Below are 18,582 nucleotides of genomic sequence, written 5' to 3'. Positions count from 1 at the left end.
AAAAATAGACTGGATTTTTTGCCCTTGGATGCTCTTAATGAATAAAGATGCATTTTCGTCGAAGTTTTTCTGCAGGATTACTTGTCATCCTACTGAGCCAAGCCATATTTTTAGGCGGTGGTTTGCTAGGGGCTTGTGCAGAGGCTGCATCAAAGATCTGTCATTGCAATCACGGATCAAAAAAAGAAATCCATGCGAACACGGAAGATGGGCTTTTTAAAACCCATCAAAAAATCAAAAAAACAATGTCGCTAGCTTCTGATCAAAGTCTATTGAAAGAAAATTGCCATTCGGCAGAGCCTAATGTTGCCCATACATGCTCCTGCAAAAAGAAAAAATCTTCTTTGGCAAGACTTTCCATCTATTACCAAGCTTGGATTTCGAATTTTTCACAAAGTACTTTTGCTTTCATTCTATCTTTTCAATTTTCGATTCCATCATCCATGATTTGCATCCAGGACGAATGGGGTAGGAAACTGCTTAAACCGCCTCGCTTTACCTAACACCTTTCTTTCGATTTATTTAAATCTAAAACTTGGAAGAAAATTCCAACTAACATTAACTATATAGGTATAGTATGAAAAATATATTATTAATTCTAACTTCATCAATCTTCTTCGTTTCTGCTTGCAATCCATTGACAAATAAGAAAGAAGATAACAATTCATCTCTAAGCATCCTTGCAATTGTAGCAGGGAGTGGTAGTGCAGTAACGGAAATTCCCTTTCAGCTTGTCGTTGGTTCCGAAACTTCATACGAGTGTAATAAATTAGTTGCCGGACATTCCGAAAAACACATCTCCGAAAGTTCAAATTTTTACCTAAAGGATGCCAGATTGTATGTTCATGATGTAAAATTGGTCAAAGCAGATGGCACAACTACGGATTTTACACTTTCTAATGATGGAGTTTGGCAAAACGGAACCGTCGCACTTCTTGATTTTGAGAATGCTACTGGTGATTGTGTAGGAGGAACGACTGCGACAAATACTTCCTTGAAAGGTTTTGGAACTGCCGGCAACTACATTGGCGTTGAGTTTAAAGTCGGTGTGCCAACGGCATTGAACAATTTGACTGCAACGTCAGCATCGGCGCCACTCAATAGTACGGCGATGTATTGGTCTTGGACATCAGGGTATAAATTTCTAAAGTTAGAATGGAAAACTACGGACGGAGTGGGAGCGACAGGAACATTTCACCTTGGTGGCGTTACTTGTACGGGTAGTGGTGTGACTTCGAATCTAAGTTGCTCCTTACCGAACATTCCAACAGTTCGTGTGACAACAACTGGCGCTGTAACTTGGTCTCCGACGGCAAAGCCAGTTTATCTAGATGTTAAGGCATTGGTAAATGGAACCAATACTAACGTTGCTGCAGGCGGTGCTTCCTTAACTTGTATGTCAGGAAATGCGACGGCTGCTTGTAAGAAACTATTGAATAACGTTGGGGTCAATGAGGCTGATGGTAAAACTTTAACAACCCAATCAGCTTTCTATTTAAAACCGTAAACTGGTAATCTAACAGAATGGAGGGCGGTCGCTCTCCATTCGGAGCAAAATTATGAAACTTCTCATTCCAGCGCTATTAATTCTCATTTTTGAAAGTTGTTCTGTCATACTGCCTCAAAAAAAAGACAAGCAGTCAGAAATTTTTCTCGCACTTGGTTTATTATCTAATTCTCAATATACTTGGTCACTTCCAACTGGATTTCCAACGCCCTCCGTTCCTTCCGAAAATCCCATGTCACAAGCAAAAGTTGATTTAGGAAGAAGGCTATTTTATGATAAAACACTCTCTCAAGATCGAACGCTTGCTTGTGCAGGTTGCCACAAACAAGAATTAGCTTTTACTGACGGAAGGTCTTTTGGGATCGGTATTACAGGGCAAGCTCACCCCCGAAATGCACAGAACCTAGGCAATGCGGCTTACCACACGGCACTCACTTGGGCAAATCCTAGACTTAAGACATTGGAATTACAAGCACGAGCCCCTATGTTTGGTGATAACCCGATAGAGCTTGGACTTTCAAATTATGATTATATAGATCGTCTTAATTCGAATGCGACCTACCAAAATTTATTTTCAGCTGCATTCGGTAATACTACAGCTACTGAACAAAATGTTCGGTTCGCGCTTGCGAGTTTTCAAAGATCCTTACTCACAGGAAATGCGCCCGCTGATAAATACGCCTTACAGGGGGATTCGAGTGCATTAAACGCATCTCAAATACGTGGCTTTCGTGTTTTCAATGGTGAAACAGCAGAATGTTTTCATTGTCATGGTGGATTTAATTATACTGATACGAGTTTTCATAATCGCTCTACCTCAGAAGACATTTTTTATCACAATAACGGAATCAAATCCAAAGCGGAATATGATGTTTTGCCTGCCGTTAAGCAAGGATTATATGAAGTAACTTTAAATACTAATGATCAGGGAAAGTTTAGAGCACCTTCCTTGCGAAATATCGAACTTACTTTCCCCTATATGCATGACGGTTCTTTCATGTGTGATGATTCTGAAAACCCTAGTATTACACCAGGCAAATCGATTCGTGAGTGTGCAGTCAATGCGCTCTCAAAGGTTGTCGCACATTATGAAAGTGGTGGAAAGTCTCATCCAGCAAAAGATTCAACTTTAATAAGGCCATTCACCCTAACCGCTCAAGAGCGTACCGACTTGATTGCATTTCTTCTGAGCTTAACCGACTCGGATTTTATTAACAACTCTGCCCAAGCTGATCCGTTTCGATAATGTCAAAAAATAAAATCATAAAAGTTATATATTGTCTTTTTTGTCAGATTTTTTTGATGAAATGTACATTCGGTTCGGTCGGTAATAGCAATGAAGAACAATTAAAAACACTCCAAAATCTTTTAATTTTGAGAGATGGAATTACGACAGGTCTAAATACCTCTCTTCAAGTTTTCGATAACCAAGGTGACGATGATATTTCCAGGATTGAATTTACTTCAGCAGGAAATACATATTCTATCTCAGTTGCTAGCGATAGTTATATCCAATGGGACTCTGGATATTATAGAATCAACCCGACTGAAAAAGTATTCGGTGTCTTTGATGTAAAGTCGAACGACAACTTAAACGCATTGAATGAAGACGGTGCTGGAACGCGAACACATACTCCCTTTACAGTACCCCTTGACTTGCCAGCGACCGATATTTACGGAAGGAACTATGTTTTTCTGAATTCTGGGACGGAAACAAACATTACAAAATATAATTCTACGAATGAAACGGGGGCTTCGTTTACATCTTCCTTTACAAAACGAATACCTGATTCACCAACGGGTGTCATATCATTGGCAACTATCGGATGGGAAGCCATTTATCTAAATGTCGATATCACGCGAAGTGGGATTACAAAGTCTGTTAAAATTTTGATGAGTCGTGACTCGATAAGTCTGAAACCAAAGTGTAAATTGAAAGTTGATACATCCCGAACTAAGCCAATTAATATTGGGATACAGTATTCAAATTTATTTCGAGATTATGCGGAGAATGGCACATCTGTAAGCTTTTTACAAAATTTATTTATAAAATCAGGATCAGAATTTATTATCGCTTCGATCTCGAATACGGATCTATTAATCAATCTTTCTAAAAATATGAAAACAGAAGATCTCGTTTTTAGTTTCCCTAGCTGTACTCCGGGAGTAGAAAGATGAAATTTAATATCAATAAAATTTACTCGCTGATTTGTTCCATTTTTGTCCTATGTTTTTTTTCCGAGGCGCTTTTAGCACATCACACTGGTTCTTCGGATGCTCCAACGGCAACTGCTAGATTTGTAGATCCATTTACTGGAAAAAGAGAGAAACCTACAAACTACCTGGTGTTAACTCAGGACTATTACCAATCGACGAGGGAAAATAGTCATTTATTTACAACGACAGCCTTCGCGGAAATGAATTTTTACGGTGGCAGGTTTTCCTTAAATGCTGCCGTGCCTTGGAATTATTATCAACAGCGAAATCGGGAAGATGCGGCACGAGTTGGGAAAACATATCTTGGTTTCAAATACCAACCATTTTTCGATTTAGATAAACCTTATTTTTTTGTCATTGAGGGGTCGGTCGGATTTCCATCTGGTCCAGACACTGATAAATTTACAGGTGGAAATTATTATTCGGGAACTGGTTTTATCAAGTTAGGTTATCTTTATGACAAATGGTCCTTCGTAACGAAACTGGGCGGGATCCAGCCTTTAACGAGTCCCCAGCCAAATAATCTTCAGGACAACGACGGAGTTCCTTATTATTTTAGATTGGCCTCCGCCGCAGCTCCAGAACCAACCTACCAATACAAAAAAACAGGAATCGCTTCTGCCTATTTGACTTATTACTTACTGCCACAAATTTCTCTCTTTTCAGGGATATTGTATCGCAACCCTTATAACGGTGTCGAATATTCGTCTAGCAAGGACAAGGTGAATCCATCGTTTTTTACGGAAGGTTCCGCTGGTTTTTCATGGAATTTCTCAGAAAAATACAACTTGAGTCTTGCTTATCGCTACCCTCTGCAGAGGGATCGGGACTTCCGGCTCTATCAGGCAGCTTGGACTTTTGCCTTTTCCATGGAGTGGGGAAGCGATTGACAGGAGGGAATGGATTTCTATCCTGCAAGGAAATCTAGATTATACTCGAATTTTATAAAAAAGGTAAATATATGAGCAATGTTGAAATCGTTCCAGTAGGCGAACTTCCTCCGGTAGGAGTTGTACCAAAAAAAATGCACGCCCAAGTCATTCGACCAGAGCGTTACGGGGAACCGACAAAATCTTTTCAATCAGAAGTTATAGATGTACCAGAGATTGCACCAAACGAAGTGCTGGTGGCAGTCATGTCAGCAGGCGTAAATTATAATAATGTTTGGGCTGCTCTTGGTTATCCAGTGGATGTCATCGCAGCACGCAATAAAAAAGGCGAGCCTGAAAAGTTTCACATTGGTGGATCGGATGCATCAGGTATTGTATACAAGGTCGGTTCCGAAGTTAAAAATGTAAAAATCGGCGATGAAGTTGTTGTACATTGTGCCATGTGGGATCCTAAAGATCCTTGGGTCCTCGCAGGAAAAGATCCAATGTATGCTCCAAGTCAAATCATTTGGGGATATGAATCGAATTGGGGTTCTTTCGCACAGTTCTGCAAAGTGCAAGATCATCAATGCCTTCCCCGACCAAAACATTTGACATGGGAGGCATCTGCCGCTTATATGTTAGTTGCTGCTACCGCTTATCGCATGTTACATCATTGGAAGCCAAACGATGTAAAACCTGGTGATGTGGTTCTGATTTGGGGTGGTGCTGGTGGGCTTGGTGCCATGGCGATTCAAATTGTAAAGGCAGCTGGTGGGATTCCGATTGCGGTTGTTTCGTCTGATGATAAATTTGAATTTTGCAAAAATTTAGGGGCGGCAGGGGTCATCAACCGAAATCATTTCAAGCATTGGGGTGCCATCACCAGTGATATCAACAAACCAGAAGAATTCGGTAAATGGACAAAAGATGCGCGAGAGTTTGGAAAAGCAATTTGGGATATAGCTGGAAAAGGTAAAAATCCTCAAATCGTATTTGAACATCCAGGTGAGAGTACATTGCCGACTTCGGTTTTTGTCTGTGAAACAGGAGGAATGGTAGTTATTTGTGCTGGAACCTCTGGCTTTAATGCAACAGCTGACTTGCGTTATTTGTGGATGCGACAAAAGCGTCTACAAGGTTCACATTTTGCAAATGATGAGAATTGTCAGGATTTGAATCAGCTTGTGATCGATAAGAAAGTAGATCCAGTTCTTGCAAGGACATTTGCCTTTAACGAAACAGGTGAATGCCACCAGCTTATGAGAGAGAATAAACACCCTGCGGGAAATATGTCTATCTTAGTTGGTGCCAAGACTACGGGATTGGGAGCAAAATAGGACCGGTATTTGAGGATATAGTTCCCCGCCCTGATCAATGGGTGGGGTACTAGACCCGCCACCCAATAGCATCCGTTTATCAAATTCTTTCGAAAGTGTAAAACCCTTCTTTAATTTTCTGCTTTTTTATCGCATTTAGTTCGTATTTTGACCACTTTGGAGGGAAAGTTTATGAAACAAAAATTGAATTTAATCACGTTAGGCGTTAGAGATCTTACCCGTTCTTTGGATTTTTATGAGAAAGGACTCGGATGGAAAAAATCTAATATGAGTCAAGATTCGGTCGCCTTTTTTCAGTTAAATGGTATGATTCTTTCCTTATTCAATCGTGGAGCGCTCGCTCTAGATGCAAATGTTCCTGACCAAGAGACAGGGTTTTCTGCGTTGACTCTTGCCTACAATGCTGAGAGCGAAGAGGAAGTAAGAGAAGTCATCTCAAAAGTTCGAATGCTTGGTGCAAAGATATTGAAAGAACCTCAACATGTTTTTTGGGGAGGATACAGCAGCTACTTCGCGGATCCAGATGGTCACCTATTCGAAGTTGCCTATAATCCTTTCTTTCCATTGAACGAAAAAGGTGAAGTCGTGTTACCAGATTAAACTAAAACAAATTAAGAGTTTGCATCGAAGGTTGATTTGAAAAGTCGATCGCTCAGGTAGAATCTTAATTGCCCTTGAAAATGCAAAATTTCCACTTAAAATTGACAATATGAAACTCCTAAAGGAGAGATGTGATTTCCTCACCAAAAGATTCTAAATTAAGAAAGAGTAATGGTAAAGAGATAAGCTCAAAAGATTTGGTCGAGGCAATCAGAAAATTAGTATACCTTCGATGAGAAGAGGAAAAAATAAAGTTGGAAATAATTTTGTTCAAGGCCTTGAGTAAGTCAACTGTGAGTAATACTTTTAAAAAAAACATTTAACACGCAGTGATGTCAGTGATGTTCCCTTTAAAAAAAGCAATCGTGGAAAAATAAGAGTTATAGGAATCCAATGAAACAAATTGAAATCTTAGCATTCGGCCTTGAAAATCTTAAGTTGATCGATGCTCCAGAGCCAATTAAACCTAAAGCGAACCAAGTCTTAATACGTATGCGAGCGGCCTCTCTCAACTTTCGCGATCATTTAGTCGTCACGGGTAAATACAATCCTAAGTTTCCGTTACCTTTGGTTCCTTGTAGTGATGGAGCAGGTGAGGTGGTGGAGATTGGTGAAGAAGTTTCAGAATTTAAGTTAGGTGACAGGGTGCTTGCCACATTTGCGCCAAATTGGATTGCCCAGGAGGCGACTCATGCTGAACTGAGAAACACCATCGGTGGACCATTGCCTGGCACATTACGAGAGTTTGCCATTTTTCCAGATACGGGTCTTGTAAAGATTCCTGCTCACCTTTCCTTTGAGGAAGCATCGACTCTCCCTTGTGCCGCGCTTACGGCTTGGTCTAGCTTTCATACGTTCAGTCATCTCTTGCCGGGACATACAGTGGTGATCCAAGGAACGGGAGGAGTGTCGATTTTTGCCCTACAATTTGCCAAGTTAGCCGGAGCCGTCACCATCCTAACTTCGTCTTCTGCCGAAAAATTAGAAAAGGCAAAGGGACTTGGAGCTGATCATCTGATCAATTATAAAGAAGTGGAAGCATGGGGAACGGAAGTTAGGCGGATAACGAATAAAGTCGGAGCCGATCACGTTGTCGAGGTCGGAGGGGCTGGTACTCTAGAGCAGTCCATCATAGCATGTAAACCCTTTGGTGTGATCCACCTGATAGGAATTCTGGCTGGTCGGTCGGGCGAGCTGAATTTACTTCCAGTCGTTATGAATAATATCAAGGTCCAAGGCATTGTTGTCGGAGGAAGGAAAGCATTCATCCAAATGAACCTAGCGATGGAAGCCTCCAAAATGAAGCCAGTGATAGATAAAATTTTTCCCATAGAAGAAACCCGAGAGGCCATTGAATACTTAAGAACAGGATCTCATTTCGGTAAAATTGTAATTAAAATTTAGTTAGAAAGAATTGATAAAAAGGAAACAGCATGTCTATACAAAACGAAAAAGAGTTAAAGGGAATTTTAAGAGTCGGTAAATTTGTAGGAAGACTCAGAGATTTTTTGATGGAAAAAAGTAAGGAAGGCATTTCTACCTTTGCATTAGACCAGATGGCAAAAGTAGTTTTCGAAAAGGCAGGTGCTTTGTCCGCACCGAAACACGACTATAAATTTCCAGGTTATACCTGTATAAGTGTAAATCATGAAATCGCGCATGGCATTCCTTCTCGCGATCGGATATTAAAAGATGGCGATCTCGTGAATATCGACGTTTCCGCCAGGTTAGATGATTTCTATGCAGATACGGGCATTTCTTTTGTCGTTGGAGATTCTTCAAGCCAAGAGTTACGACACCTTTGTGAGGTGGCAAAACTAGGAACCGAAGCTGCGATTAACGTGGCACACACCGGCAATTTGTTAAGACACCTCGGTCGTGAAATCCAACAAACGGCGAACAGAAATGGATTTAAGGTGATCAAGAATTTAGCAGGTCACGGCACTGGACGAAAACTTCATGAAGAGCCAGAAGTATTAGTCTATGAAAACAAAAGAGACAAAAGAACGTTAACTTCAGGTTTAGTTTTAGCAATTGAAAGTTTTGTTTCGACAAGATCAGAGATGGCAGTTGAATTATCAGATGGATGGACCCTTTCTACATTAGACAGAAGTTATGTGGCACAGTGTGAACATACAGTTATAGTGATGGATGGTCAGGCAATCGTAGCCACAAGGTAGATTTGTATGAATGATTTTGAGCTGATTGTGAATGGTTACCTTTCAAATCAGTATCGAGATTCATTTATTGGTTTGCCTCGTCCTCGTTTGTTACTGCTCATCTGGCCATCAACGGGAGGGAATGCCAGATCCTTTCGTATCAAAGAATCAGAATTAATTTCTCAGAAAATTATGTTGATTCGTTACAATCCTACTTCCCACGGAAATAGTTTCGGCAATTACAATCCCAGTGATTCCATTGACCAGCTGATGCATTTTCTAAGATTAAATCACCTTTTAGAAATTCCCTTGGTTGGTATTGGTCATAGTGGTGGTGGAGCAGCACTCGTTATGCTAGGGAACCAATTGAAATTTCTAAAGAAGTATCTATTATCACCCATTCTAAACAGTCGCCTCAGTCTAGAATATTTATATGAAAATCGAAACATTGACGAATTTTTAAAATTAATAATTTCTGATTCCAAAAACAACGAGACAGAAAATAGTAAACAGCGAGAGGTCATCTATTCCCGATTAGCGGATCCTTCTTGGTTGTACACTGCGAATTTGAGAGATTTAAATTTTACCGTTAAGAATCATCGAATTCATTTAGCAGACCTTGCCACCTTTTTAAGAAACCTATTTATTCCTGGTTTTGATATCACAGAACAAATATTAAATAATAAATCACCAATGGAAATATTTTTACCCAAGGAAGATAAATGGTTTCCCAGAGATAGGACCATTGCCATAGGAAAGCAGGCAGGGATTAAAATCAGTGAAATCGAATCAGCAAAAGATCATTTTTTTACATCTTCCTGGCTCTCAGTCTGGCAAAAAATTAAGTCAGAAATCTTTACTTAATCTTGTAATTCTAAGTTTCTCCTTTATAATCGTCTCAAATTAGGTTCTTTATGAAGTACAAAACTCTCATTCTAATCCCGCTCCTCTCTTTGTCTCTCCTCGGAGAAGAAGCGACCACGAAGTCTGGTAAAAAAGTAATCTTGCATGAAAATTTTACCTGGAAGTATGCAGAAGTGGGAAAATCCAATACTTCCAATTCAAACCTGCGGAATCTGAAGCAAACTGCCGACCAAACAGGGATCTTAAAAAGTAAATACGACAAGTATGACATCTCCTATAATCCCAAAAATTGGGAGAGTGTAAAAGCTTCCAATGATTCTGCAGAGTTCGGGTTTGAAAATAGTAAAAAGACATGTTATTCGATGGTAATCTACGAGGGGATTGAAATTCCTATGGATAGTTTTCCTGAAATCGTACTCGCCAATGCCAAGGATGTGGATGCAAATGCTTACATCATTGATGTCGAAGAGGTGACGGTAAATGGACTACCTGGAAAGATCGTTAAATACAGAGCATCATCCAAAGGTTTGAATTTTATCTTCTATAACTTTCTTTCTAGCGGTAAATTTGGTTCGATTCAGTTTATTGCTTTCACGTTAGAATCAACATTCGATCGTGAAGTGGAAAGTTTTGATGCTTTGATTGCCGGTTTAAAAGTTAAGGAGATATAAATGAACCAATCACTCTTCGCTCTCTTGTTGTTTGCTTGCTGGACAGTATTTTTAATCTTTCTTGTGATTGGATATCGATCTGTCCAGGTTCTGATTGGCAAAAAGAAATCGAACGATTTCACACCAGGGATCAAACATGGCACGGAAAGGTATTGGCAATTGACAAGAGCCCAATCAAATGCGATTGAAAATTTGCCTATTTTTGCAACTCTTGTTCTTATTGGAAATGTAGCGGGATACATAGATACCCTGTTCATTAATGCATGTTATCTGGTGGTGGGTGCAAGGATTGCTCAAACGATCACTCACTTAATTTCTACTTCTGTCATTGCAGTAAACATCCGATTTACTTTTTACGTGACGCAGCTTGCCTGTTTTGTTTATTTGATTACGAAGCTTTTGTAGCCAAAAAGATAGTGTTTGCCGCCTTGCTAACTTTTGTTAGAGAGGTGGCAAAAATCAAGTAGTCTAATTTTCCTAAACACCCTCTCTTTTTAAATCCCTTCCCATCAAGGCTTTTACCACTTCTTTCGGATCCTTGTCCTCATACAACATCTTGTAAACTTCGCTGGTAATCGCCATTTCTACCCCGTATTTGTCGGCTAAGTTTTTACTAGAAAGTGTGGTCTTTACGCCTTCGGCAACTTCATTCATAGATGCTAATATATCTTTTAATTTTTCACCCTTGCCAAGACGAAAGCCTACGGTTCGATTTCTAGAAGCTTCCCCGCAACAAGTGAGAACCAAATCTCCCATGCCGGACGGACCGAGAAAGGTCATGGGATCAGCTCCCATCTTGAGACCCATACGGGTGATCTCATTGAGTCCGCGTGTGATGATCGCTGCCCGAGTGTTTTGGCCAAAGCCAAGTCCATCTGCAACGCCAGCTGCAATGGCGATCACGTTTTTAAGAGCTCCCCCAACTTCGACGCCGACCACATCAGGAGTCCAATAGGTTCTAAAATAAGTGAAACTAAAAATCTCTTGTACCCGTTTTGCCGTTGCCTCGTTTTTCGATGCAATGGAAACGATCGTCGGAACCTTGCGCACCATTTCTTTGGCAAAACTTGGACCCGAAAGGTAGGAAAGCTGAGAGTGAAAGGATCCTGGTAGCTCCGTTTCAAAAATTTCGGAAACAAGGCGCAAAGTATCGTTTTCGATGCCCTTGGAAGCAGAAACGATCGGGATTTTTGTAGGCAAGTGGTCTCTGATTTCCTTTAAAATACCACTCAGAGCATGGGAGGGCGGAGCAGAGACGATCATGTCCTTTTCTTTGACTACCTCGATCAAATCCATACTAGCACGTAGCTTGTCGGGGAGGACCAAATCTGGCATATGCTTGTTATTGATATGCTTTTCATTGATGGATTTCATCTGGTCGGGACTCCGCGTCCACAAAACCACATCATAGCCCTTATCCGCCAAAATGCTACCTAGTGCGGTGCCAAAACTTCCTGCGCCAATTACTCCGATCTTCATGAGTTCTGTACTTTAAATTGGCTTTTCAAAAACGCAATAGAAATTAATTTTAATTTATGCTTTTAACGGATCTCTTCCGTTTCAATCCATTGAACCTTTTTCTTCCACAGAGAGTGGTACCGAAGAGTAATTACAAGGTAACCATATTGCTTCGGAATTTAAGAAGTGTCATTCGGACTGAAATTATCGATAAAGACCCAGACTTAGAAACTCTGGAAATAACATCCGTTAAGGGAGAAATCCATTTGACCGGTGTTTATCTTATGGATTGGCTATGGATCTTAAAATTCATAGGAGTTCATGCAATACATTATAGGGTTCGATTAAAACCAGTTTCTGTTAAGGACAATAAGGTACACTTCAAAATTGTCGGCTATCGTGTTTGGGATACAAAACCCAGACGATTTGATTTTGTTAGGTGGTTTGTTAAAATTGATCCGTTCCACAAGGCGAAAGTCCTAGATTCTATCTTAAAAACTGAACCGAAACTTTTATCCATGACAGGATTGCAATGGGAAGTTCAATTAAATCTAAATTATTTTCTAGATTTGGTTCCTTCTATTGCCGGAAAAATTGAAATTCAATATCTATTAGCCGATAATGGAGAAGTAAATATCTTTGTGCGCTCAGGAACCATTTTGAAGCCGCTTGTAGATTTTTTTGGACCAGAATTTGTAAGAATCGATTTCATGGAAGAAGATAAAGATATACAACTTATGCTTTGGGATATCAGCAAAAAATGAAAATTGTGTATCTAACGGATATTCATGATGGATTGCATGGTTTAAAAAAGATATTACAAACTACTGAAGCTGACTTATACTTATTTTCTGGCGACATCATTTATAAAGCATTTTTTTCGTATGATCGTATCATTGAATTTTGTGGTGTTCAGGAAGAATTATATTATCTATTAAACGAAAATAAAAATGCATCAACTCCTTTTGACTTCACTACGAAAGCGATTCGTTTTCCAGAAAAATTTCCAGCTAGCGTAGTCGAAAAATCTCATACATATCGTGATCTTTATAAAATCGCAGCTAAAACGATGAAAGATAAATATGAGATCATAGAGAAATTGATTCAACGATATGCTAAATCTCCCGTTTATTGTCTTCCTGGAAATTATGACCTAGATCTTCAATACACAGAACTCTATCAGAGAGAAATACATAGAAAGAGTTTTGAATTTCAAAATCTGAAATTTTCAGGTTACGGCGGTGCACCTATTTGGACATCAGGCATTCCTGAAAAATTAACAGTCGTATTTCATGAATACACCAAACAAGGCAAAAACTATAGCGAGCCTGAAGATTTTTTCAGACAAGAGCTCCCAGATATTTGTGTCATACATAATCCATCCTATGGATTTTTTGATAAAGTTCCAGGTGTGGGCAATGTAGGTAGCCAAGGTATACGAAGATACTTGGATGATGAGTCTCCTTCTCTAGTCGTCTCCGGCCACGTACATGAAGACCAAGGGATCATCAAAAAACGAGGCACAGTATTTATCAATCCATCTAACTTTGGTGCTGTTGAGTCAGTCTATGGATTCCAGGAAGGTGGTTATTTCGCAGAAATTTTCCTTGAGGATAAAACAGTCGTGCAATCAAATTTATGCCAATTGAGAGATGAAGAATGGACTCGTTTGATCGAAGTAGATTGTTCATCAAATGTTTTGAAATTAATCAGACAAGATTCAACATCGAAAGTTAGCTCAGAAGATTTTATTCGCGGAAATTAAGTATGGTAACCTTTGTTACTATTGCTGGGGTTCTTTTAACAGCAGCATTCTTTCTATATGCGTTATCTGCTGTAGACAATCAATCCATCGATAAAAAAGAAAAATCTCGTAGTGATAGAGAAGATAAACAGAGGACTGGTGACCCACGTAAGGTATACTCAAAGGAATGGAATCCAAATATCCCTCGACCTCGGATCTGTCCTATGTGCGGGGCGATGTTACGAAAAGATGAATTTCTATATGCAGCGATATCTGCACATGTCAATTACGAAGGAAAAAAACAGGCACAAATTTACGGATGTAAATATTGTTATCTTATCGTTGAGCGTGGATTTAACGATCTTTCGAAAGAACAAGAACAGGAACTTGATCTTTGATGTCAGAAACACAACTTCTTGAATCTATCAATTCCATAAAAGGAGTAGGTCCTAAAAAACTTGAAGTCTTGCAGGCAAATGGAATTTTCACCTACTTAGATTTATTAACAACTTATCCACGTAGATATCTAGACAGAAATTTTACAAAAGATATCATTCTTAAGCAAGGAGACATTGTCACCTTACTCGGATCTATAGTAGATAGTTATATTGTTCATGGTAAAAAAAGTCGATTGATTGTCGGATTTAGAACATTAAATAATGAAAGGATAAATTTGGTTTTCTTTCGCGGTGTCAATTTCTTTCATAAGTTATTTAAAGTAGAACGTAAGTTAGTTATTTCCGGGAAACTCGAATATTTTAAGGGTTATCAGATAGTACATCCAGAATATGAATTTTTGACGGACGAAAAAGAAGAAGAGGGAAATTTTTTACATGCTGGTCGCATCATACCTCTCTATCCCTCAACAGAAAGTTTGAAAGAGGAGGGATTAGATTCAAGGGGATTTCGTAAATTGATATATGAAATCTTGGAGAAAACGCAAGTTGTAGAAAACCTGCCTAAAAAAATCATAAAACTTAGAAATTTGATGATAAGAGACTTAGCGTTTCGCAAAATTCATTTTCCAGAGAATTTTGAGGAAATCGAATTATCAAGAAGAAGGTTCGCCTACGAAGAGTTATACTATTTTCAGCTTTTACTTCTTTACAAGCAAAAAGAGAGAGAAAAAATTAAACGTCTTCTTTGGCCTCTGCCATATTCACAGAGTGCGGCTACCCTACTTAAAAGTTTACCTTTCCAACTGACAGTAGATCAATTGAAAGCAGTTGAAAGAATTCTAGATCTGGCAAAGAAAGACGTTCCCTTAGCAGCTCTACTCCAAGGTGATGTTGGTTCTGGAAAAACGATTACCGCATTACTTATTGCACTACATTACATAGATAATCATATACAAGTAGTTATGCTCGCTCCGACAGAAATTCTAGCTAGACAACATTATGAAACCGTATACAAGTTCATGGGGAATATGCCATTTTTGGGAATTGAGCTATTGTTAGGCGGAGAAAACAAAAAGGCGCGGGCTGAAAAATTATCCCGAATTAAAAATGGAGAATCCTCGTTCGTTGTTGGAACACATTCCCTTTTTCAAGACGATGTTCTATTTTCTGATTTGGGTCTTGTGATTATTGATGAACAACATAAATTTGGCGTGGATCAGCGAGAAAATATTAGAAGTAAGGGTAAAAATCCAGATATTCTGGCTATGACTGCGACTCCGATTCCAAGAACTCTGTGCCTCACCTTGTATGGAGATCTAGATTTAATAAATATAAAAACAAAGCCTGAAGGTCGCAAGCCGATAGATACGAGGTGGTATAAGGAAGATCGGCGAACAGGTGTTTATAATTCTATTCGTAAGTATATTAAGGAAGGCAGACAATGTTACATTGTTTACCCATTGGTTGAGGATTCGGAAAAGGTTGATTTAGAGTCTTGTACAAATGCTCACGAAACCTTAAGTAAGGAAATCTTTCCAGAATTTTCCGTAGGATTGTTACATGGAAAAATGAAGGGCCCCGAAAAAGAATCGGTAATGTCTGCTTTTAAACAAAATAAAGTTCAAATATTGGTAACTACAACGGTAGTAGAAGTCGGAGTCGATGTTCCGAATGCAACAATATTAATGGTAGAACATGCGGACAGATTCGGGATATCCCAGTTGCATCAGTTACGCGGTAGGGTTGGCAGGAGTGATATCGCTAGTTATTGCATCTTAATGACCAGTGATTTTGTAAGTGATGATGCTCGAGAAAGATTAGATGCGCTCACTAAATCAAATGATGGATATGAACTATCTGAAAAAGATTTAGCCATTCGCGGACCAGGCGAATTACTCGGTGTGAAACAAAGTGGACTTCCAGAATTTAAAATTGCGGATTTAGTATCTGATAGACAATTGCTGGAGGAAGCAAAAGAAGATGCACTTAAGTATTCGACAGGCGATGAAATCGAAAAAATGGAAATATCTGCGAGATTCAATGAAGGTAAATTTTTATTTGCGAATTGACTTCTTTGCCGTACGCAAAGATTTTTTCCTTACAGCCTTATGAAATCAATCTTAGCGTTTAGCATTATTCTATTCTTACTTGTCTGTGGAAATCCGCCAGCAGACACCCAGGCACAGAAAATCGAAAATCTCTACTTGGGACTGAACAAGGACGCCTATCTAACAGGAAGGTATAATTCACTCGATGTACTTTCAGAAGTAAAATTGGAGGAAAGTGCCAAGGATCATTACCTTCGTCCAGATGTGAAAGTAGCCTTATTAAAAATGATCAATGCTTTTGAAGAATCCAAACCTGCCACATACAAACAGCATATTTTTTTAGTTTCTTCCTTTCGAAGTTTTAACCAACAGAAGTCCATCTGGGAATCAAAATATACGGGCAAAAAAGTGATGAGAGAACCTATCGCTGGCAAGACGCCCGATCAGATCATCTCTTTGATTTTGGAATTTTCAAGTGCGCCGGGAACTTCTCGACACCACTGGGGCACAGATTTTGACCTAAATGCTCTCGAAAATGGTTACTTTGAGGGAGATGGAAAGGGAAAAATTCTCTATGATTGGCTAGTAACCAATGCCGGAAGTTTTGGTTTTTGCCAACCTTACAATGAATTAGCGAAACGCAATGGAAAAGGCTACCAAGAAGAAAAATGGCATTGGTCTTATGCACCCGTTTCCAAACGCCTTCAAAGTGAATGGGTTTCTGCATTCAAAGAAAAGAAAATTCAAATGGAAGGAAGTTTTCTAGGTTCTGAAATTTTAGGAGAGAAAGCCCTAACTTATGTTGAATCTACCAATAGCGATTGTGCCAAAATCGCCGGAGGATTTACTCGTTAGAGTTTTTTATATAGTTCCCACATACTAGCGATGAGTGAATTCGCATCGCTGTGTACCGGTTTCCAGCCGAGAATTGCTTTCGCTTTTGTAGACGAGGCAAGTAATTTTGCTGGATCACCAGCTCTTCTTCCAACAATTTTATGGGGGATAGACTTCCCGACAATTTTTTCTGCTAAGGTTGTCATTTCTTTAACAGAGTATCCATTTTCAGAACCTAAATTTACCGTTAAACTTTCGTTTGTCTCGATGATTTTGTTTAAAGATAAAATATGTGCTTTTGCTAAATCGGTTACATGGATATAGTCACGGATACAAGTTCCATCAGGAGTGTCATAGTCCTCCCCAAAAATATCGAAGCTTGCTCTCATGCCAGATGCCACTTCCATGATGATGGGCAATAAATTGGCTGGTGTTTTTTCGATTCCTTTGATTCGGCCTTTCGGATCGTATCCAGCTGCATTAAAATAGCGTAGGCAGGCGGATTTGATTCCTTTCAGCTTATCAAACCATTGTAAGTTTTCTTCTATGTTTAGCTTTGTATAACCATAGTAATTCTCTGGATTTGTCGGATGATTTTCATCAATAGGCAGATATTTAGGTGCACCATAAACTGCAGCAGAAGAAGAAAAAACGATATTTTTGCAACCATACTCGTTCATGGCAGCTAGCAGAGTGTAGGTTCCGCTGAGATTGTTCAATGTATATTTGAAGGGATCGGTCATGGATTCCCCTGCTGCTTTCCATGCCGCAAAGTGAAATACGGCATCGACGTGTTTGGAGAATACTTTCTTTAAAATTTCTTTATCCTGAACCTGGCCTTTGATGAATTCATTTCCTGGAAACAAGTTTGACTCGTTTCCCTTTTCCATATCATCAATAATGACGATCTCATGTCCAAGCTCCATGAGTTCGAGAACGATGTGGCTCCCTATATATCCAGAGCCACCTGTTACAAGAATTCTCATTCGTCATCGCCACGACCAATGGCTCGATGGTCTGTGACTCCGCGTTTGCTATTTTTAAAAAAGTCCATAAGGAATCTAACTTCAGCGATAATGTTGGTATCCTTTTCAAGTTCAGCTAACGCTTGAGAAGTATTAAATCCGCTATGGTAGATTACTTTATAAGCACGTTTAATCGCTGTTCGCGTGTCACCGTTAAATCCATTTCGTTTTAAGCCTACCGAGTTGAGACCAATGACGGTCGCTGGATTTCCATCGACAGTGCTATAAGGAGGAATATCTTTTACGATTTTTGCTACGCCAGCAACCATTGCATAATCTCCGACTCTAACAAATTGGTGAATGCCTGTTAGTCCAGAAACGAATATTTTATTTCCCATGACTACGTGGCCTGCAATCATACTGTTTTGTACCATAATGTTATGGTCACCGACAATGCAATCGTGTGCAATGTGGATGTTGCCCATAAAATAATTATGATTACCGATTTTCGTTGCTTGGCCTTCTTTTGTGGCCCGATGAAAAATACAGTTCTCTTTCAGGGTATTATGATCGCCGAGTTCAAAATATGTAGGAGTTGATGCCTTGAAGCCAATATCTTGAGGGACTCCACTAAAAGTCACTCCTGAGGCAAAGTTGTTAAATTTTCCAATCCGAGAACCAGAGAGGATTCGGCAATGGGAGTCGATTTTTGTACCTTCTCCGATGATGACATCTTTTTCGATGATGCAAAATGGTCCGATTTCTACAGACTCATGGAGCTCTGCCTTGGGATCTATGATTGAGGTGGGATGAATCTTCATGTTAGTATCAAAAAAACTGTATTTCCATCGCCTTCAATTCATTTTTTAAAAAGTAATTTACATGATTAATTATTTCCAACGATATAA

21 protein-coding genes are annotated in these 18,582 nt (G+C 39.4%); 17 read left to right on the top strand and 4 right to left on the bottom strand.

The window, feature by feature from the left end; genetic code table 11:
- Positions 1 to 47 precede the first annotated feature (47 nt).
- The 7 genes from EHQ58_RS06710 to EHQ58_RS06680 all read left to right on the top strand — a co-directional run bounded on the left by EHQ58_RS06710 (position 48) and on the right by EHQ58_RS06680 (position 6,533).
- Positions 48 to 503, top strand: a complete 456-nt coding sequence (locus EHQ58_RS06710; RefSeq protein ID WP_210412786.1) for an LIC_11090 family protein — start codon at positions 48 to 50, stop codon at positions 501 to 503.
- 74 nt (positions 504 to 577) lie between these two features.
- Positions 578 to 1,507 (top strand): MbnP family copper-binding protein, encoded by a 930-nt coding sequence (locus EHQ58_RS06705; protein ID WP_135623111.1) that lies wholly within the window; start codon positions 578 to 580, stop codon positions 1,505 to 1,507.
- A 52-nt stretch (positions 1,508 to 1,559) separates the two neighbouring features.
- Complete coding sequence (locus EHQ58_RS06700) at positions 1,560 to 2,753, top strand: MbnH family di-heme enzyme (protein WP_135623110.1); 1,194 nt, start codon at positions 1,560 to 1,562, stop codon at positions 2,751 to 2,753.
- 56 nt (positions 2,754 to 2,809) lie between these two features.
- A complete protein-coding gene (locus tag EHQ58_RS06695; RefSeq protein WP_135623109.1) occupies positions 2,810 to 3,685 on the top strand; it encodes a hypothetical protein in 876 nt (291 codons plus the stop codon).
- Positions 3,682 to 4,614, top strand: coding sequence for an LIC11086 family outer membrane transporter (locus EHQ58_RS06690; RefSeq protein ID WP_135623108.1), 933 nt, complete (start codon positions 3,682 to 3,684; stop codon positions 4,612 to 4,614). Before EHQ58_RS06695 ends, EHQ58_RS06690 begins: the two co-directional genes overlap by 4 nt.
- A 71-nt stretch (positions 4,615 to 4,685) precedes the next feature.
- Positions 4,686 to 5,933 (top strand): crotonyl-CoA carboxylase/reductase, encoded by a 1,248-nt coding sequence (gene ccrA, locus EHQ58_RS06685; protein WP_135623107.1) that lies wholly within the window; start codon positions 4,686 to 4,688, stop codon positions 5,931 to 5,933.
- A 171-nt stretch (positions 5,934 to 6,104) separates the two neighbouring features.
- Positions 6,105 to 6,533, top strand: coding sequence for a VOC family protein (locus EHQ58_RS06680; protein ID WP_135623106.1), 429 nt, complete (start codon positions 6,105 to 6,107; stop codon positions 6,531 to 6,533).
- A gap of 118 nt (positions 6,534 to 6,651) precedes the next feature.
- Here EHQ58_RS06680 and EHQ58_RS06675 read toward each other — a convergent pair whose 3' ends face one another.
- Entirely contained in the window at positions 6,652 to 6,852 is a 201-nt protein-coding gene (locus EHQ58_RS06675; protein ID WP_135623105.1) for a hypothetical protein, read from the bottom strand.
- Positions 6,853 to 6,926: 74 nt separating this feature from the next.
- On the opposite strand from EHQ58_RS06675, the gene EHQ58_RS06670 reads away from it, so the two are divergent.
- The 5 genes from EHQ58_RS06670 to EHQ58_RS06650 are packed head-to-tail and all read left to right on the top strand — an operon-like array spanning position 6,927 to position 10,632.
- A complete protein-coding gene (locus tag EHQ58_RS06670) occupies positions 6,927 to 7,937 on the top strand; it encodes a zinc-dependent alcohol dehydrogenase family protein (protein ID WP_135623104.1) in 1,011 nt (336 codons plus the stop codon).
- 29 nt (positions 7,938 to 7,966) lie between these two features.
- A complete protein-coding gene (gene map / locus EHQ58_RS06665) occupies positions 7,967 to 8,713 on the top strand; it encodes a type I methionyl aminopeptidase (RefSeq protein WP_135623103.1) in 747 nt (248 codons plus the stop codon).
- Between the two features lie 6 nt (positions 8,714 to 8,719).
- Positions 8,720 to 9,556: an alpha/beta hydrolase gene (locus EHQ58_RS06660; protein ID WP_246047201.1), complete on the top strand. Its 837-nt coding sequence runs from the start codon at positions 8,720 to 8,722 to the stop codon at positions 9,554 to 9,556.
- 50 nt (positions 9,557 to 9,606) lie between these two features.
- Positions 9,607 to 10,227 carry a hypothetical protein gene (locus EHQ58_RS06655; protein ID WP_135623102.1) on the top strand — a complete coding sequence of 207 codons (621 nt, stop codon included), beginning with the start codon at positions 9,607 to 9,609 and terminating at the stop codon, positions 10,225 to 10,227.
- The gene (locus EHQ58_RS06650) at positions 10,228 to 10,632 is read left to right on the top strand and encodes an MAPEG family protein (protein WP_135623101.1); all 405 of its coding nucleotides are present in this window, start codon (positions 10,228 to 10,230) and stop codon (positions 10,630 to 10,632) included. It abuts the gene before it with no gap.
- Positions 10,633 to 10,704: 72 nt separating this feature from the next.
- Here EHQ58_RS06650 and EHQ58_RS06645 read toward each other — a convergent pair whose 3' ends face one another.
- Positions 10,705 to 11,706, bottom strand: a complete 1,002-nt coding sequence (locus EHQ58_RS06645) for an NAD(P)H-dependent glycerol-3-phosphate dehydrogenase (RefSeq protein ID WP_135623100.1) — start codon at positions 11,704 to 11,706, stop codon at positions 10,705 to 10,707.
- A 146-nt stretch (positions 11,707 to 11,852) separates the two neighbouring features.
- On the opposite strand from EHQ58_RS06645, the gene EHQ58_RS06640 reads away from it, so the two are divergent.
- From EHQ58_RS06640 to EHQ58_RS06620, 5 genes are read left to right on the top strand one after another with little or no spacing between them, the layout of a single operon-like run.
- Positions 11,853 to 12,449 (top strand): hypothetical protein, encoded by a 597-nt coding sequence (locus tag EHQ58_RS06640; RefSeq protein ID WP_246047199.1) that lies wholly within the window; start codon positions 11,853 to 11,855, stop codon positions 12,447 to 12,449.
- Entirely contained in the window at positions 12,446 to 13,450 is a 1,005-nt protein-coding gene (locus EHQ58_RS06635; protein WP_135623098.1) for a metallophosphoesterase family protein, read from the top strand. Before EHQ58_RS06640 ends, EHQ58_RS06635 begins: the two co-directional genes overlap by 4 nt.
- A gap of 2 nt (positions 13,451 to 13,452) precedes the next feature.
- Positions 13,453 to 13,827 carry a hypothetical protein gene (locus EHQ58_RS06630; RefSeq protein WP_135623097.1) on the top strand — a complete coding sequence of 125 codons (375 nt, stop codon included), beginning with the start codon at positions 13,453 to 13,455 and terminating at the stop codon, positions 13,825 to 13,827.
- Positions 13,827 to 15,896 carry an ATP-dependent DNA helicase RecG gene (gene recG, locus EHQ58_RS06625; protein ID WP_135623096.1) on the top strand — a complete coding sequence of 690 codons (2,070 nt, stop codon included), beginning with the start codon at positions 13,827 to 13,829 and terminating at the stop codon, positions 15,894 to 15,896. The genes EHQ58_RS06630 and recG overlap by 1 nt, the downstream gene beginning before the upstream one ends.
- Positions 15,897 to 15,935: 39 nt before the next feature.
- The gene (locus tag EHQ58_RS06620; protein WP_135623095.1) at positions 15,936 to 16,730 is read left to right on the top strand and encodes a M15 family metallopeptidase; all 795 of its coding nucleotides are present in this window, start codon (positions 15,936 to 15,938) and stop codon (positions 16,728 to 16,730) included.
- Here the strand turns inward: EHQ58_RS06620 and galE are convergent.
- Together galE and lpxA are read right to left on the bottom strand one after the other, a co-directional pair.
- Positions 16,727 to 17,695 (bottom strand): UDP-glucose 4-epimerase GalE, encoded by a 969-nt coding sequence (galE, locus tag EHQ58_RS06615; RefSeq protein WP_135623094.1) that lies wholly within the window; start codon positions 17,693 to 17,695, stop codon positions 16,727 to 16,729. The two genes, EHQ58_RS06620 and galE, sit on opposite strands and share 4 nt — an antisense overlap.
- The gene (lpxA, locus tag EHQ58_RS06610) at positions 17,692 to 18,495 is read right to left on the bottom strand and encodes an acyl-ACP--UDP-N-acetylglucosamine O-acyltransferase (RefSeq protein ID WP_135623093.1); all 804 of its coding nucleotides are present in this window, start codon (positions 18,493 to 18,495) and stop codon (positions 17,692 to 17,694) included. The genes galE and lpxA overlap by 4 nt, the downstream gene beginning before the upstream one ends.
- Between the last annotated feature and the right edge of the window lie 87 nt (positions 18,496 to 18,582).

It is taken from the genome of Leptospira ognonensis (assembly GCF_004770745.1).
GTDB lineage: Bacteria > Spirochaetota > Leptospiria > Leptospirales > Leptospiraceae > Leptospira_A > Leptospira_A ognonensis.
This window is presented reverse-complemented; position numbering and strand designations above follow the sequence as displayed.